Consider the following 14,549-nt stretch of genomic DNA (forward strand, 5'->3'; position numbering starts at 1 on the left):
GTCGTACATGGGTCAAGTATGATCCCCGATCACCGGCAGCACGACCTCGTTGTGTCGCATGAACCATGGCGTCCAGGGCGGGTTGAAGCGGGCGAACCGAGGTGGCCCGCTGGCCTGGAGCCCGGCGTTCGTCACAGCACTGCGGAGTTCCTCCAGGTGCCGGTGGTAGATCTTCTCGGTCCATCGTCCGGTGAAGGTTCTGGCCGCTGCTACCTGCGTGGGGATCTCGCGGATTCTGATGCGGGGGTCGGATGGCTTCGGCACGGTGTCGAGGCTGAGCTCGGCCGGCATGACGAACCCGACCAGATGTCGGTCGGATTCGACGGCAGCCTCCTGGACGACAGGGGCGGTCATTGCGATCCTGGCCGACGCACTCTCCTGCACAACGGGAGCTGTCATGGCCACCTTGCCTCGCGCGGTGTTGCGGCCCGATATGAAGGCCACGAGAACCCGGAAAGCGTCGTTGCCGGCGTCGGTGAACGAGCTGGTCACCTCGACCTCGGCCACCAGATGCGACGGGTAGCGGCGCAACTCGAAGCCCGGAAACCGCTGAAGGACGTCGAAGGGCTGTTGCTCGGTCATGTCGCCAGCGTCACATACTCAAGCCGAACGGCATAGGGGGCGCCGGCGAGTGACGAAACCTGGGCAGCGGTTCCGGGCGACCAGCGCACCGGACCCGGCATGGTCTCGGTGGGAACAAGGCCGGAGCTTGAGGCATCACTAGTTGGTTACTGCCAGAGGCTGGCGATGGGGAGGGCCCAAATGCGTTCGCCGAGCGGGTAACTGGTGGCTCCAGTGTGCAGGACGATGCCGCGATGGAACGTGTCTCCAATTTGGTCGCGAAGCCACGCGAGATGTCTGGCGTCGCGGAGCTCCAGGGTGCTTGCGGCTTTGATCTCGATCCCGACGATCTGGCCGGCGGCGGATTCGAGAAGGAGGTCGATCTCGCGGGTCTGGTTTCCGTCTCGAACGTGGTGTGCGGTAACTGCGGGGGTGGCCAGCCTGAGCAGGGGCCGGAGTTGGGCCAGGACGAAGGTGTCGATCAGTCGGCCGATCCGGTCGCCGCTCTTCAGGATGCCGGTTCGGGTGTCTCCTGCGAGATGTGCGGCTAGTCCGGTGTCGATGATGTGATACTTCGGGGTCTTGACCATGCGGTTGAAGCGGTTGGCGGTCCAGGCGGGGAGGCGCTCGATGATCCGCAGGTCCTCAAGCAGATCCAGGTAGGCATTGGCGGTCCGATGGTCGATTCGCGCAGCTCCGGCGAGCGTGGTCAGGGACGGCAACCCGGCGGTGTTCAAGGCGACGGCCCGCAGGAGGGCGCCGAGACCAGCCGGTGAGCGGACCTCGGCGAGGTTGGCAACATCATGGCGGACGAGCTGGTCGATGTAGCCCTCGTACCACGTCGAGCGTGCGAACTCGCTGAGGCCGACGGCGCTGGGGAAGCCGCCGCGGAGGGCGTGGTCGAGATAGTCGACGAGGGTGGGGGCCGCCTCGAGGGTGCCCACGGGTGGGTCCTCGTCGCTGAACCACCTTTCGGGAGCGACCTTGGCCCGGTGCCGGTCATGGAGTTCGCCGACGGTGAGCCCAAACATGGACAACGGGACGACGCGGCCGGTGCCGGGCCAGCCGGCGGAGTCCAGCCTGGCCCGGATGCTGCCGGTCAGGATGAATCGGCCCGCGCCTGGGCGGGCGTCGACCGCGCGTTTCACCGCACCCATCGACTCAGGGACGACCTGCCACTCGTCAATCAGGACCGGCGTGGGTTGGGCGGCGAGCACGGCGTCCGGGGCTGCCCGGAATGCGGCCGCCTCATCGGGGCGGTCCAGGCGCATCACGGACGCCGCCCTGCGCAACGCGGTGGTTGTTTTGCCGCAGCCGCGCGGTCCGGTCAGCATCAATGCTGGCAGTTCCGCGAGGAGCGCGTCGAGCGTCCCGTCGACGTAGCGCGGGATGTAGACGTCTTCAACGCTCATGGACATTCAGGACATTCACCCTTCCGGCCATCTGATGTCACATCAGCAGGCATGCTGATGTCATTTTAGCAGACCTCTCGATGCGGGTCTCGCAGAGAGGTTCCGCCCTCGCCCAATCGAGAGGGCAAGGGCACTGGCAAATGCCCGCAAACTGGGCGATACATCCCGTCGGCGGGGTGGGCTAGTGTCGGCCGATAGACCACACCACCAGCACGACTGCGGGAGGCCGCTGACCATGCGCCTATCAGTCCTCGCGGAACCCGGACGCCGCCAGCCCCTGTTCGCTCGCCGGGGCGCCGTCGCCACCTCGCAGCCACTGGCCGCCGAAGCCGGTCTCACGATCCTGCGCGCCGGCGGCAACGCGGTGGATGCCGCCGTGGCGATGGCGGCGTGCCTTCCCGTGGTGGAGCCGTGCAGCAACGGGTTGGGCTCGGACGCCTTCGCCCTTGTCTGGGACGGAGAACGTCTGCACGGCCTCAACGGGTCCGGCCGGGCTCCGGCGTCTGCTTCGGCCGCCCGCCTCCGAGGCCAAGGGCGGGCGACCATGCCTCTGCTGGGCTGGGAGGCAGTGACTGTCCCGGGCGCCGTTCGCGCGTGGGCGGACCTGCACGGCCGGTTCGGGCGGTTGCCCTTCTCCGACGTACTGCAGCCGGCCATCGCGCTGGCCACCGAAGGATTCGCGGTCTCGGGGGTGGTCGCATGGGGGTGGCAACGGGGCGTGGCGGCCGCGGCCGAGCGACAGGACGAGCCCAGCGCGTCCGGGTTCGCCCCGCTCTTCGCGCCGGGGGGGCGCGCGCCCGCCGTGGGCGAGTTGTGGCGTAGCCCCGAGATGGCCGCGACACTCACCGCCATCGCGGCCAGCCGCGGCGAGGACTTCTACACAGGCGAACTCGCCGCGCGGATCGTGTCGTTCGCACGCACCAGCGGCGGCGGGCTGGCGGCCGACGATCTGGCTGGGCACACGAGCGAATGGATACAGCCGATCAGCGCGCGCTTCCGCGACCACGAGGTCTGGGAGGTGCCGCCGAACGGTCAGGGGATCGCCGCGCTCATCGCCCTCAACGTGCTTGACGGCTTCTCTCCCGCCGAAGCCGCCGACTGGCACCGCCAGGTTGAGGCGGTCAAACTGGCCTTGGCCGACGCCTACGCGCTGGTCGGCGACCCTGCGCTCGTCGACGTGCCTGTCGAGGCCCTGTTGTCGTCCGCCCACGCGGCGCGGCGCCGCGCCGCCGTCGGGGCCCGCGCCCTGGCCCCCGTTGCGGTGGACCCGCGTGCCTCAGACACGGTGTACCTCTGCGCCGCGGACGGTGGAGGCATGATGGTGAGTTTCATTCAGAGCAACTTCCACGGCTTCGGGGCACAGGTCGTCGTGCCCGGCACGGGCATCTCGCTGCAGAACAGAGGCGCCGGCTTCTCCCTGGAGCCGGGGCACCCCAACGAACTCATGCCCGGCAAGCGCCCCTTCCACACGATCATCCCCGGTTTCCTCACGCGCGGCGGGGCCCCGGTAGGCCCCTTCGGGGTCATGGGCGGGCACATGCAGGCCCAGGGGCACGTGCAGTTGGTGCTCCACACCGTTGATGGCCGCGACGACCCGCAGACCGCGCTCGGTCGCCCGCGCTGGTTCTGGGATCCGGCGACGGGCCGGGTCCAGGTTGAGGCGTCTGCGGGCACGGGCGCCGTCGGGAAGCTCCGCGCGCGAGGGCACGACGCGGTGGTTGCGCCGCACGCGGCGGTCTTCGGCCGCGGCCAGGCGATCTGGAGACTTGACCCGGAGAACGACGGCAGTGTCCTGGTCGTCGGGTCCGAGCCTCGCGCGGACGGGTTTCCCCTCGGCTGGTGATGCGCTGTCCAGGCGCCGGCGGCGTCCGTCCTGTGGCGTCGTCTCCGCAGTGCGCAGGTCTGGATCCGCAGTGGGGGAGGGGCTCAATCGGAGCCGGGTCGGATGAGGCCGGACTCGTAGGCGACGACCACCGCCTGCACCCGGTCGCGGACGCCGAGCTTCGACAGCACGCGGGCCACATGGGTCTTCACTGTCTCGACGCTGATGAACAGATGCTGGGCGATCTCGTGGTTCGAACGGCCCCGAGCGACCTCGATCAGCACCTCCGCCTCCCGCTCGGTCAGCTGGTCGTAGCCCGGCAGCGGTCCCTGCCGCCCGGCCCGGGTGAACTCCTCGATCAGGCGGCGCGTGATTCGGGGCGCCAGCAACTCCTCTCCACGGGCGGCCGCCCTCACCCCCGCGACCAGCTGCTCTCGAGGCAGGTCCTTCAGCAGGAATCCCGTGGCCCCGGCCAGGAGCGAGTCGTACACCATCTGGGAGCGGTCGAAGGTCGTGAGCATCACCACTTTCGTGCCGGGGAGGTCGTGCGTGATGCGGCGGGTGGCGGCGATCCCGTCGATGCCGGGCATGCGGATGTCCATGAGGACGACGTCCGGCCGCAACCGTTGGGCCGCACGCACGGCCTGTTCGCCGTCGGCCGCTTCTCCCACCACATCGATGTCCTCCTCGGCGCCGAGGATCATCCTCAGCCCGGCGCGGACCAATTCCTGGTCGTCGGCGACAAGGACGGTGGTCATGCGTGCACCTCCTCACGTGCCGGGAGGGAGGCGGTCAGTCGGAAGCCGCCCTCCGGCCGTGGTCCGGCCGTCAGCGTGCCGCCGTGAGCGGCCAGTGACTCTCGCAGGCCTGCAAGTCCGGTCCGGGATCCGAGGTCGAACTGGGTGTGGCCGGTGCCGTCGTCGACGACCTCCACCTCGATCCGGTCGCCGGGCAACCGCTCGATCCGGACGCGCACCCTGCTGCCCGTGGCGTGGCGGGCGGCGTTGGTCAGTGCTTCGCGAAGAACCTGCCGCAGGAGTGCGGCCACCGGACCGGTCGGCTCCAGGGCGGGGTCCACCGACCACGCGACGTCCAGCCCTCCGCTGGCGGCCAGGCGGTCGAGGGCTGGCCTGTCGAAGGCCGACGCCGGATCGTCGAGCTCGTCGAGGCGGTCACGCAGCTCCGCCATGCACTCTCGAGCGGTCGCGAGCACCGCGACGAGTGCCGCGTCCGGATCCGCGCCAGGGAGGCGCGCAGCGGACGACTGCAGACAGGCGATGGTCATGGCCTGGGCGACGCAGTCGTGCAGGGCTCGCGCCAACTCCAGCCGCGTCGCCGCGACGGCAGCTCGGTGCTCGATCTCTCGGCCCCGCTCAAGCGCTGCCACCTGGTACTCGAGCGTGGCGGCTCGACGCGCGGCGCCCGCCGCAACCCGGCCGGCCAGAACCGCCAGGGTCGCCAGAACCAGCGTCGGGAGCAGGCCCTCCAGGTCGCGCTGGTCGGAGGGAAGGGCCAACACCTGGGCGGCTGGCACCGCCCACGCCAGCCCGAGGGCCACGGACATGCGGCGGCCGTAGGCGCCGGCGGCATACGCCGTCACGACGAGCAGGGCCAGCGTGGTCACGTACAGCGGCAGTGGCGTCAGCGTCGCGGTGATGGTGGCAGACAGGCCCCCCGTCGACGCCAGGACCACGAACGGTCTGGTGCGCCGCCACACCACCGGCGCTGCCGCCATCACGGCGGCCACCACACCGACCCAGGCCGGTAGAGCACCGGGGTGACGCACGACGCTCTCGATGGCGATCGCGGCGCCGATCCCCACCGTCAATGCCACGTCGCGAAGCCCGGGCGGTGCCTGAGTCAGGCCGGCTGCTCCGGAGGGTGGCTCCGGGGCGGATGAGGAGCTCGGCTCCGGGGTGGTGCGCAGAGCCCCCACCGCCCCGCGCAGCTCCATCAGGGCAGCGCGCGCCGCGTCCTCGATGGCCGACAGGGCGTTCGAGATCGTCGGGGCCCCCGGGTGGCTGCGGGCCCCTTCGGCGAGCAGCACCACGGCCCCGACCTGCTCGATGAGGCGCCGGTGGACCCCCGTCTCCACCCGTTCCCGCTCCTCAAGTCTCGCTGCCTCAAGGTCGGCCCGACGTTGTTCCTGGAGCCTTCGTCCGAGCTCGGCCAGATCCGCGATCTGGGCCCGCCCTCGGGACAACGCTGCACCGGCGACGGCAGGCGCCCCCACAGCGAGAAGGAAGAACACCAGGTCGTCGGCGATGGGGAACTCGTCCGACTGGAGACGCTGGTTGGCCACCGTCAGGCCGACCGCGGCACCTGCGACGGCGAGCGCGCACCATCGCGGCGGGTACCAGGCGCCGAGGAGGTATCCGGCTGCCGCGGCGCCCAGGAGCGCCCACGGCCCTCCGATGAACCAGCCCTCCCCGAGCCAAGCGTCGAGAAGCGCACAGGAAACGACCAGCGACATCAGTGCGATCGCGCCGGCCGGCCTGGCGACACTTCGATCCCACCCGGTCACACTCCGAGGCTAGGCCAAGACGGATCACCGCACATCACCCGGGAGAGGGATGACGCCGGTGCGCGGCCGGCCGGACTCTTGATGGCATGAACACATCACGTATCGCAGTCGTCACCGCTCTGCTCTGCATCGGTGCCTGGACGCTCAAGGCAATCACCGTCAGCCTCGCTGGAGGCCCCAACCTCAGCCCCCTGGAGGACGCACTCTTCCTGGTCGGTCTCGTGGCATCCCTCACGGCGGCGCTCTTCCTGGGCCTGGCGCTCAGCACCGGGCGCCGTGTGGGCGTCCGGGTCCTGGCGGCCCTTGCCAGCATTATCGCCGGCGTCGCGTTCAGCGCCGCGGTTGTTGCCCTGGTGGAGTGGATCCAGCCCGCGGATCCGGGCTGGATCTGGGGCGAGATCAACCTTTGGGTCTTTGCGGCCGTCCTCCTCGCGGCGGCGGTGTGGTCACGCTCGATCCGGCGTGAGGGGACCGGGGACGGCGATACCGGATCACGGTCAGCACAGACGTCGGGCTGAGGTCGGGCGGGCCCACCGACGTGAAGTGGCCGGCGTCGTCCCAGCACGCTCGGCCTGGTCAGCCGGGGGTCGCACCTCCACGCCGCAGTACCAGTGACCAGGTCCAGACTGCCCCGACCAGCGCCAGGAACGCTGCGACGGCCAGTGCGGCGGCGACGCCATGGTCGCGGGCGACGAGACCGAGTTGTAGCTGAGCGCCTCCCCGGTCCGCGCGCGAGGTGCGAGATCCGCCAGCATCGCGAATCCGGCGACGAAGAACGCCGCCTCGCCGACACCCTGGAGGAGACGAAACGCGACCACCAGCGCCAGGGTCTTCGCCAATGGCATCAACGCCAGGCCTGCAGCGCCCACCAGCGCGCCGGCGACCAGCAGCGGCCGCCTGCCGACCTGGTCGGCGAGCCGGCCGGCGAAAGGCCGGAGCAGGAGCGCCATGAGGGCGAAGGCTCCGAACGCCAGGCCCGCCCCGGCCTCGTCTGAGCCGACAGGGCCTGTCACGAAGAGCGGGAGGGAGTGGATGGAGACCCCAACCGCGGTGAAGTAGACCAGATCCGCGACCCCGAGAAGGATGAACGCGGGCGTGAAGAGAGGCTCCCTCGCCTCGCGGTTCACGGCATGATCCACCTGTCGAGCCTATCCCCGCGCCGGTACCCCATGGTCGGTGCGGAAGCTGCGCCACACGTTCTCGAAGAAGTCGTCGTCACTGGGGATGGGGCGGACGTCGCGCCAGGTGAACTCCGGCACGCCCTCGCCGGACCAGTCCACCTCCTGGGTCACGCCGTCGAGCGCTCCGGCGTCGAGGACGAACCGGAACTCCTCAGGCAGGCCGAGGTCCTGGTCCGGCCACGGTAGGTCACCCTCGGGGTCCGTATAGAGGACGGAGCCGCGGGAGTTCCCGCCGTGGTCCAGGTAGTCCTTCATGGCGTGAAGGTAGACGTACTGGCTCGTGAGGATGTCATGGATGAGGAACAACCGGTTGACGCTGCGTCTCGAGGACTCGTCGATGACCATGAGCTGCTCGTAGCCACCCAGCCACTGGGTGACCTGCTCCAGCGCCGCGAGCACGGAGGCGCGGGAGCGCACGAGGCCGGCGTTCAGGCTCATCAGTTCGGTGACCTCGGTGATCAGGCTGCCTGTGTTGTCCTCGGCGCCTGACCGGAAGCGTTCGACGGCGTCGGCCAGCAGCCGCGTCGCCCCTTCCAGGCTCGGGATGGCCACTGAATCGAAACCGTCGCCGCCGGGGGGATCCGCCCGGTGCGCGGCGATGTACTGGGCGGCGCGGGTGGCGCCGACCTGACCGGAGTTGAGCGCCGCCCCGCCCGGACGGTAGACGCCGTGGGCGCCGGCGGCCTCGCCGACGGGGAACAGGCCGTCGATGACGGAGGAGTGCCACCAGTCGTCGACGGCGATGCCGCCGTTGTTGTGCTGGGCGCACACCGCGATCTCCAGCATGTCCTTCTCCAGGTCGACGCCCGGGTTGCGGCCCAGGTAGAACTGGTAGGACGGGTCGTTCATGTGCCGCAGCCGCTGGATGGGCGTGGTGCCGGCGAGATCTGCCGCACCTGCGCGCTCGAGGTAGACGCGGGCCTGCTCGTCGAGCTGCGCAGCGTCCAGGTCGCCCGCCGGATTGCTGCGGAAGTCGAGGAAGACGCGTCGGCCGCGCATGGCCGTCTCGCGGTAGACGAGCAGGTCGATGATGCTGGACCCGTCACGCGCCTTGCGGATGTCGAAGGGCCACTGGTAGCCCTTGAGGAACACGAGGCTGGCCAGCAGGTTCTGGTCGGCAATGACGTCGGAGAGGAATTCGCGCTCGTCGCCGCCGTCGGCGTCCGTGGACACGAACCGCGGCACCACCTGCATGTAGGTCCCGGACACGTTCCAGCGGGGCTTGATCGACGCCAAGCCGAACTGCCACTCTGTGAGGTTGTGGCCGCGGGCGCCGTTGCGCAGAGCGGCTCCGGCGCCTCCCCATTGGCCGTGCGGGAAGACGGAGTCGGCGTACATGCCGGCGGGTCCGCCGGTGGCCTGGACGACGTTGGTGGCGCGGATCAGCAGGAAGCGTGAGGTTTCCCTCGCCAGCTGCTGGACGAAGGTGCCGCTCGGCTCCGGGGCTGGTGTCTCGCCGAGGTTGGTTTCGACGGTCTCCTCCTCCTGGGCCGGATTGCGGCTGGTGCCGACGTCGGTGCGCAGGAACAGTGCCCCGCGGATCTCGCCGTCCTCGGCGAGGAGGTCGATGAGCCGGCAGTTCCCGATGACCGGGATGTCGAGGGCGCGGATGCGTGCCTCGAGGGACTCCACCATCGATTTGCTGGTGAACGGCCCGACGGAGGTGGCACGCTGGCGCGGGTCGTGGTCGGTTTTGTAGCCGACGAACTCGCCGGAGTGGTTGGCCGGGAACGGGACCCCCGCCTCGATGAGGTGGTAGAAGCAGCGTGCGCTGAGGGCCGCCTCGGCCAGTGCGTTGTCACCGTCCATGGACCCGCCGCTGAACAGCGTCTCCGCCATCGAGCGCACCGAGTCCGGCTCGCTCCCGGACAGGGTCAGCTTGTAGTAGGTCTGCTTGTCGGAGCCCGCGTTGCGCGACGCCCCGGCGCGGATCTTGTCAGCCACCATCACCACGTCGGGGGCGCCGAACCCGGCCAGCCGCTCCGCGGCGCAGTACCCGGCCGAGCCGGTGCCGATGACCAGACTGGTGGTGGTGATGACAGGCACGCGCTCGGCGCCGAGGGTCACGTGGGTCAGGGTGGGAGCGGTCACGCCAGGTCCTTCAGAGTCGTGGGAGGTGCATGCCACCGTCGACGTGGATGACGTCTCCGGTGCTGTAGGGCATGGCGCCCTTGGAGAGGGCGGCGACGGCGCTGCCCACATCCGAGGCCTGGCCCCACCGGGGCATCGGCGCGAGGCCCTGGGCGAACAGGGCGTCGTAGCGTTCCGTCACGCCGGCGGTCATGTCTGTGGCGATGACGCCGGGGCGGACCTCGTAGACGGGGATCGCCTCGGGTGCGAGCCGCGCCGCCCACAGCCGGGTGGCCATGGAGACGCCGGCCTTGGAGAGGCAGTACTCGCCGCGGTTGATGGACACCGTCGTGGCCGAGATCGAGGAGACGTTGATGATGGTGCCCCGCACGGGGGCGTCGGCCTCCACGGCCTGAGCCAGCATCTGCCGGGCGACGGCCTGGGTCAGGAAGTAGGGTCCGCGAAGGTTGATCCCCATCACCCGGTCGTAGCTCTCAGGGGTGGCCTCCAGCAGGTCGCGGCGTTCCTCCGGTGCGACGCCGGCGTTGTTGACCAGGACGTCGATCCGGCCGAACCGGGCGACGATGCTTGCGACCAGGCCCGCGTGGGAGTCGACGTCGTCGACGCGGCCCTGAAAGTAGGCCGCCTTGTCCTGCCCGCCAAGCCCTTCGATGAGGCCATCGGGTTCGGGGCGGGTGGCGACCACCGCCACACGGAAGTTCTGGCTGATGAGGGCCTGCGAGATGCCGAGGCCGATGCCTCTGCTACCTCCCGTGACCACGGCGACACGATTCATGTCAGCCATTGTTGCTGGATCCCCGAGCTTTGGCAAGCGTTTTCCCACCCGTGGGTCACACCTGTGGCGCGACCGTCGCTGATGCGTGCCGAGGGTGGTTCCGAAGGGCCCCACGCTGACGCGGGACGGCGGCAGTACCCTCATCTCACTGGCCTGGTGTAGACGGGCAAGTGCACTCATCAGCGACAGGAGCCCACACGTGCGCACCGCCACCCCGGACCCGGGCCACTCGTCCCCGGCCTGCTTCATACGAGTCCAGCCGCTCCGCTCAGGCGGCGCCGCCTGATGGCCGGGGCAACGGCCAGCGTCGCGGGATCGATCGCCAGGATCATCGTCAGCGAACCGGCCATCCACGGCGTCATCCTGGTGGCCGGCCTCGTCGTGATCCTCGGCAACAGCGACGAAGCGTCGTGGGACGTGCTGGTCAAGGTGATCGCCACGTTGGTGGTGTTCTGGGCCGCGCACGTCTACGCCGGCGCCGTCGCCCACCTCGGCGATGAGTATGAGGGCGACACCCCGTGGCGGACGCGCGCGATCAGGGCCACCCGTGACGCGCTCGATCATTCCTGGGGCATGCTCGTTGCCGGGGTGATCCCGCTCGTGGTGCTCACCATGGGGACGTTCGGCCTCATCAGCGACCAGAACGCGATCTGGGGAACCCTCTGGGTTGCCGTCGTGGTCCTCGGCATCCTCGGCTGGCTCGGCGTCGCGTCTTGGAGTCCGCGACCGCAGGCCCGGCTCCTCGGCGCCCTCATCACCTCGTTGCTCGGGCTGGCTCTCGTCCTGCTCAAGGCACTGGTCAAGTAGCGGGTCAGCCCAGGGCGTCGGCTCCAGTCAGCAGGTCGTCGCACGTGACCGACCCGCCCGCGGCATCAGTCACGGCCCGGCGACTCCGAGAATGAAGCGACGATGCGCCCCGGGCGCAGTTGGGTGCTTGCTTCAGGTGTCGAGGGGAAGGGTCACTCTGAAGACCGTGCGGCCGGGCCGCGACTCCACACCGATCGTTCCGCCGTGCTCCTGTGTCACGATGCGCCACGCGGTGTCGAGGCCGAGGCCGGTGCCGACGCCCTGCGGCTTGGTCGTGAAGAAGGGTTCGAAGATCCGGTGGAGGTTCTCCGCGGGGACGCCTGGGCCGTCGTCCTCGATCTCGACGACAGCGTGGTCGCCGTCGCGGCGGGTGCGGATCGTGACTGTTCCCGAGCCGGCCGCAGCGCCCGCGGCGTTATCGAGGATGTTCGTCCACACCTGGTTGAGCGTGTTGCCGTGGACCCGGAGCTGCGGAAGCGCGCGGTCGAACTCGCGCTTCACGGTGACGTCTCGGAGGGCGTGGTTGAGGATCGTCAGTGTGCTCTCGATGCCGTCGTGGAGGTCGACGCGCTGCTCGGCGGCGCGGTCCATGTGGGTGTAGCCCTTGACGGCCTGGACGATCTCGGTGATTCTGTGGCTGCTGCGCACCAGAACCTCGACCGACTCGCGCGTCGCGTTCGTCGCGCTGATCCAGGTCAGCATGTGCACCAGGTCGGCGCCGGCCACCTGGCCCGCGAGGTCCCGGATCGAGGCGACCGTCTGCCCGGCTTCGGCCAGTCCGGGGCCCAGCGACCAGCCCTGGGGCACTCCGAGATCATCGAGCACCTGCTCGATCTCACCTTCTCGGCGGTCCCGATCGAGGGGGCCGAGCTGTTCCCCGGGTGCGGGCACCGGTGGGAGGGCGAGTGCGGTGAGCAGGCGGCACTGGTCCTTGGTGATGCCCTGGGAGACGAGGGTGGTCAGCGCTTCGTCCCGTTGGGTGAGGGCCGCGGTGAGCCGGGCGCTCGCGCGGCTCACCGCGGCGGCGGGATTGTTCAATTCGTGGGTGAGTCCGGCGGAGAGCTTGCCGAGGGCGGCCATTTTCTCCAGATAGCGGGCCTTCTCGTCGAGGATCAGCGCGGCGTTGCGGCGCTCCAGTTCCTCGGCGTGAAGGCGCTCGCTGATGTTGCGGAAGAAGCCGTGGGTGGCGATGATCGTGCCGCTCATGTAGCGGTTCGTGACGCTTCCCTCGACCGGCACGGGATCTCCGGACTTCGTCCTGAAGACCGCCTCCATGTAGGGGATGGACTCTCCCCCGAGCGCCTTGCCGAAGTAGAGCTGGCAGTGCTCGAGCGAGCTGTCGTGGATCGTGTCCCACATGTCGAGTGCGCTCACCTCGTCGGGGGTGTAGCCGAGGGTGTCGAGCCAGGCCTTGTTGACGAATTCGAAGGTGCCATCCGGGCGGACGCTCTGAATCATGTCGTGCGCATTGTCGATGGCGGCCCGGTAGCGCTCTTCGCTCTCGGCAAGCTGGAGGTGGGCCTGGTTCTGGTTCGGCTCGGACATGTTGCCCCACGCCTTTCCGGTTCTCCGGATTGTTACTGGACACGGTGCCCAGTCCGTCCAAGGATAGGAACGCAACGGCGACGGCACCAGTGGCCCGGGACGACCGGGACCGCCGTCGGGGGAGGTGGCAATGGCGAAACCGATCATCCTCGCGGTCGATGACGACGCGGAGGTCCTGCAAGCAGTGGCTCATGACGTTCGGCAGGGCTTCGGGGAGCGGTTCCGTGTCATTCGGGCGGATTCGGGCGGCCGGGCACTCGAGGTGCTGCGGCAGCTCAAGTTGGCCAGCGAATCCGTCGCCCTTCTGCTGGTGGACCAGCGCATGCCCGAGATGTCAGGCGTGGAACTCCTCTCACGCGCCAAGGAGCTCTATCCGGACGCGAAACGGGTGCTGCTGACGGCCTACGCCGACACCGAGTCGGCCATCATGGCCATCAACGAAGTCCAGCTGGACTACTACCTCATCAAGCCGTGGGATCCGCCCGAGCAGCGGTTGTATCCGGTGCTCGACGACCTGCTCGACGATTGGCTCGCGGCTCACCGCCCGCCGTTCGAGGGGGTTCGGGTGATCGGGCACCGGTGGTCGGCGGAGTCCCACGCGGTGCGTGACTTCCTGGCCCGGAATCAAGTGCCGTATCAGTGGTTCGACCTTGCCACCGACCCCCACGCCGCGGAGCTGCTCGCCCTCGTCGGTGAGGGGGCGCAGTCCCCGGTCGTCATCTTCTCCGACGGAGTCGTGCTCCAGCAGCCGTCCCCTGAGCAGATCGCCGAGACCCTGGGGCTGCGCGGCCACGCCGAGGTGCCGGTCTACGACCTGCTCATCGTCGGCGGTGGCCCCGCCGGGCTCGCGGCCGCCGTCTACGGCGCTTCCGAGGGATTGAGCACCGTCCTCGTCGAACGGGAGGCCACCGGTGGACAGGCGGGGATGAGCTCACGCATCGAGAACTATCTCGGCTTCCCGTCTGGGCTGTCCGGCGGCGACCTGGCCCGCAGGGCGACGACTCAGGCCAAGCGTTTCGGCGTCGAGCTGTTGCTGACGCAGGAGGTCTCAGCGCTGCGGACCACACCCGGGTCCCTAGGGGTGAGCCTCTCGGACGGGACCGAGCTCGGCGCCCATTCGATCGTCCTCGCCACCGGCGTGTCCTACGTGAGGCTCGACGCGCCCGGCCTGGACAGCCTCGTGGGCAGGGGCGTCTACTACGGTGCCGGACTGTCCGAGGTGTCCGCGACCGCCGGGGAGGACGTCTTCGTCGCCGGTGGGGCGAACTCGGCTGGACAAGCCGCGATGCACCTGTCGACCGTGGCGCGCAGCGTCACGATGCTCGTCCGCGGACAGAGCCTCGCGGCCGGGATGTCGCATTACCTCGTCGAACAGATCGCGCACACCCCCAACATCACCGTCCGGCTGGGCGCCAGCGTGGTGGGGGCATCAGGTGAGGATCACCTCGAGCACTTGATCATCCGCGACACCGCGACCGGCGAGTCCGTGAGCGAGCCCACCACCGCGCTCTTCGTGTTCATCGGCGCACGGCCACGCACCCAGTGGCTCACGGGTGTGATCGCCAGCGACGACCGCGGGTTCATCCTGACCGGCCCGGACGTAGCAGGTCAGAACGATTGCGCCTGGCCCCTCGAACGCGACCCGTTCCTGCTCGAGACGAGCGTCCCGGGCGTCTTCGCGGTCGGGGACGTCCGTCACGGGTCCGCCAAGAGGGTTGCGACGGCCGTCGGCGAGGGCGCATCCGCGGTGCTCACCGTCTGGCAGTACCGCACGAGTGTGGGCCTCTGACCACAACCCGGCGGCTCATTGGCAGGTCTGGTCACGTAGTCG

At 69.6% G+C, this 14,549-nt stretch carries 12 protein-coding genes; 4 read left to right on the forward strand and 8 right to left on the reverse strand.

Translation table 11 applies throughout. The annotated features are described in order from the left end of the window. Nucleotides 1-12: 12 nt before the first annotated feature. Both ACZK39_RS15140 and ACZK39_RS15145 read right to left on the reverse strand, forming a co-directional pair. Complete coding sequence (locus ACZK39_RS15140) at nucleotides 13-582, reverse strand: SOUL family heme-binding protein (protein ID WP_463613782.1); 570 nt, start codon at nucleotides 580-582, stop codon at nucleotides 13-15. Nucleotides 583-728: 146 nt separating this feature from the next. Continuing rightward, entirely contained in the window at nucleotides 729-1,973 is a 1,245-nt protein-coding gene (locus tag ACZK39_RS15145; RefSeq protein ID WP_463613783.1) for an ATP-binding protein, read from the reverse strand. Nucleotides 1,974-2,208: 235 nt separating this feature from the next. On the opposite strand from ACZK39_RS15145, the gene ACZK39_RS15150 reads away from it, so the two are divergent. Then, nucleotides 2,209-3,816 (forward strand): gamma-glutamyltransferase family protein, encoded by a 1,608-nt coding sequence (locus ACZK39_RS15150; protein WP_463613784.1) that lies wholly within the window; start codon nucleotides 2,209-2,211, stop codon nucleotides 3,814-3,816. An 83-nt stretch (nucleotides 3,817-3,899) separates the two neighbouring features. Here ACZK39_RS15150 and ACZK39_RS15155 read toward each other — a convergent pair whose 3' ends face one another. After that, nucleotides 3,900-4,553: a response regulator transcription factor gene (locus ACZK39_RS15155; protein WP_463613785.1), complete on the reverse strand. Its 654-nt coding sequence runs from the start codon at nucleotides 4,551-4,553 to the stop codon at nucleotides 3,900-3,902. Further along, nucleotides 4,550-6,268 (reverse strand): sensor histidine kinase, encoded by a 1,719-nt coding sequence (locus tag ACZK39_RS15160; RefSeq protein ID WP_463613786.1) that lies wholly within the window; start codon nucleotides 6,266-6,268, stop codon nucleotides 4,550-4,552. Before ACZK39_RS15160 ends, ACZK39_RS15155 begins: the two co-directional genes overlap by 4 nt. Before the next feature lie 137 nt (nucleotides 6,269-6,405). Here ACZK39_RS15160 and ACZK39_RS15165 point away from each other — a divergent pair, with 137 nt between their 5' ends. Continuing rightward, nucleotides 6,406-6,837, forward strand: coding sequence for a hypothetical protein (locus ACZK39_RS15165; RefSeq protein WP_182783267.1), 432 nt, complete (start codon nucleotides 6,406-6,408; stop codon nucleotides 6,835-6,837). On the opposite strand, the gene ACZK39_RS15170 is transcribed toward ACZK39_RS15165, so the two are convergent. The 3 genes from ACZK39_RS15170 to ACZK39_RS15180 are packed head-to-tail and all read right to left on the reverse strand — an operon-like array spanning nucleotide 6,817 to nucleotide 10,366. Then, nucleotides 6,817-7,458, reverse strand: coding sequence for an MFS transporter (locus ACZK39_RS15170; RefSeq protein ID WP_463613787.1), 642 nt, complete (start codon nucleotides 7,456-7,458; stop codon nucleotides 6,817-6,819). The genes ACZK39_RS15165 and ACZK39_RS15170 overlap by 21 nt on opposite strands. 9 nt (nucleotides 7,459-7,467) lie before the next feature. Then, entirely contained in the window at nucleotides 7,468-9,591 is a 2,124-nt protein-coding gene (locus ACZK39_RS15175) for an FAD-binding protein (RefSeq protein WP_463613788.1), read from the reverse strand. Nucleotides 9,592-9,601: 10 nt separating this feature from the next. After that, the gene (locus ACZK39_RS15180) at nucleotides 9,602-10,366 is read right to left on the reverse strand and encodes a 3-ketoacyl-ACP reductase (RefSeq protein WP_463613789.1); all 765 of its coding nucleotides are present in this window, start codon (nucleotides 10,364-10,366) and stop codon (nucleotides 9,602-9,604) included. 285 nt (nucleotides 10,367-10,651) lie between these two features. On the opposite strand from ACZK39_RS15180, the gene ACZK39_RS15185 reads away from it, so the two are divergent. Continuing rightward, nucleotides 10,652-11,173, forward strand: a complete 522-nt coding sequence (locus ACZK39_RS15185) for a hypothetical protein (protein ID WP_463613790.1) — start codon at nucleotides 10,652-10,654, stop codon at nucleotides 11,171-11,173. A 132-nt stretch (nucleotides 11,174-11,305) separates the two neighbouring features. Here the strand turns inward: ACZK39_RS15185 and ACZK39_RS15190 are convergent, their stop codons facing one another. Continuing rightward, complete coding sequence (locus ACZK39_RS15190) at nucleotides 11,306-12,718, reverse strand: two-component system sensor histidine kinase NtrB (protein ID WP_463613791.1); 1,413 nt, start codon at nucleotides 12,716-12,718, stop codon at nucleotides 11,306-11,308. Between the two features lie 130 nt (nucleotides 12,719-12,848). Here ACZK39_RS15190 and ACZK39_RS15195 point away from each other — a divergent pair, with 130 nt between their 5' ends. Further along, the gene (locus ACZK39_RS15195; RefSeq protein ID WP_463613792.1) at nucleotides 12,849-14,507 is read left to right on the forward strand and encodes an FAD-dependent oxidoreductase; all 1,659 of its coding nucleotides are present in this window, start codon (nucleotides 12,849-12,851) and stop codon (nucleotides 14,505-14,507) included. Nucleotides 14,508-14,549: the final 42 nt, after the last annotated feature.

The organism is Tessaracoccus luoxuelianae, from assembly GCF_055326245.1.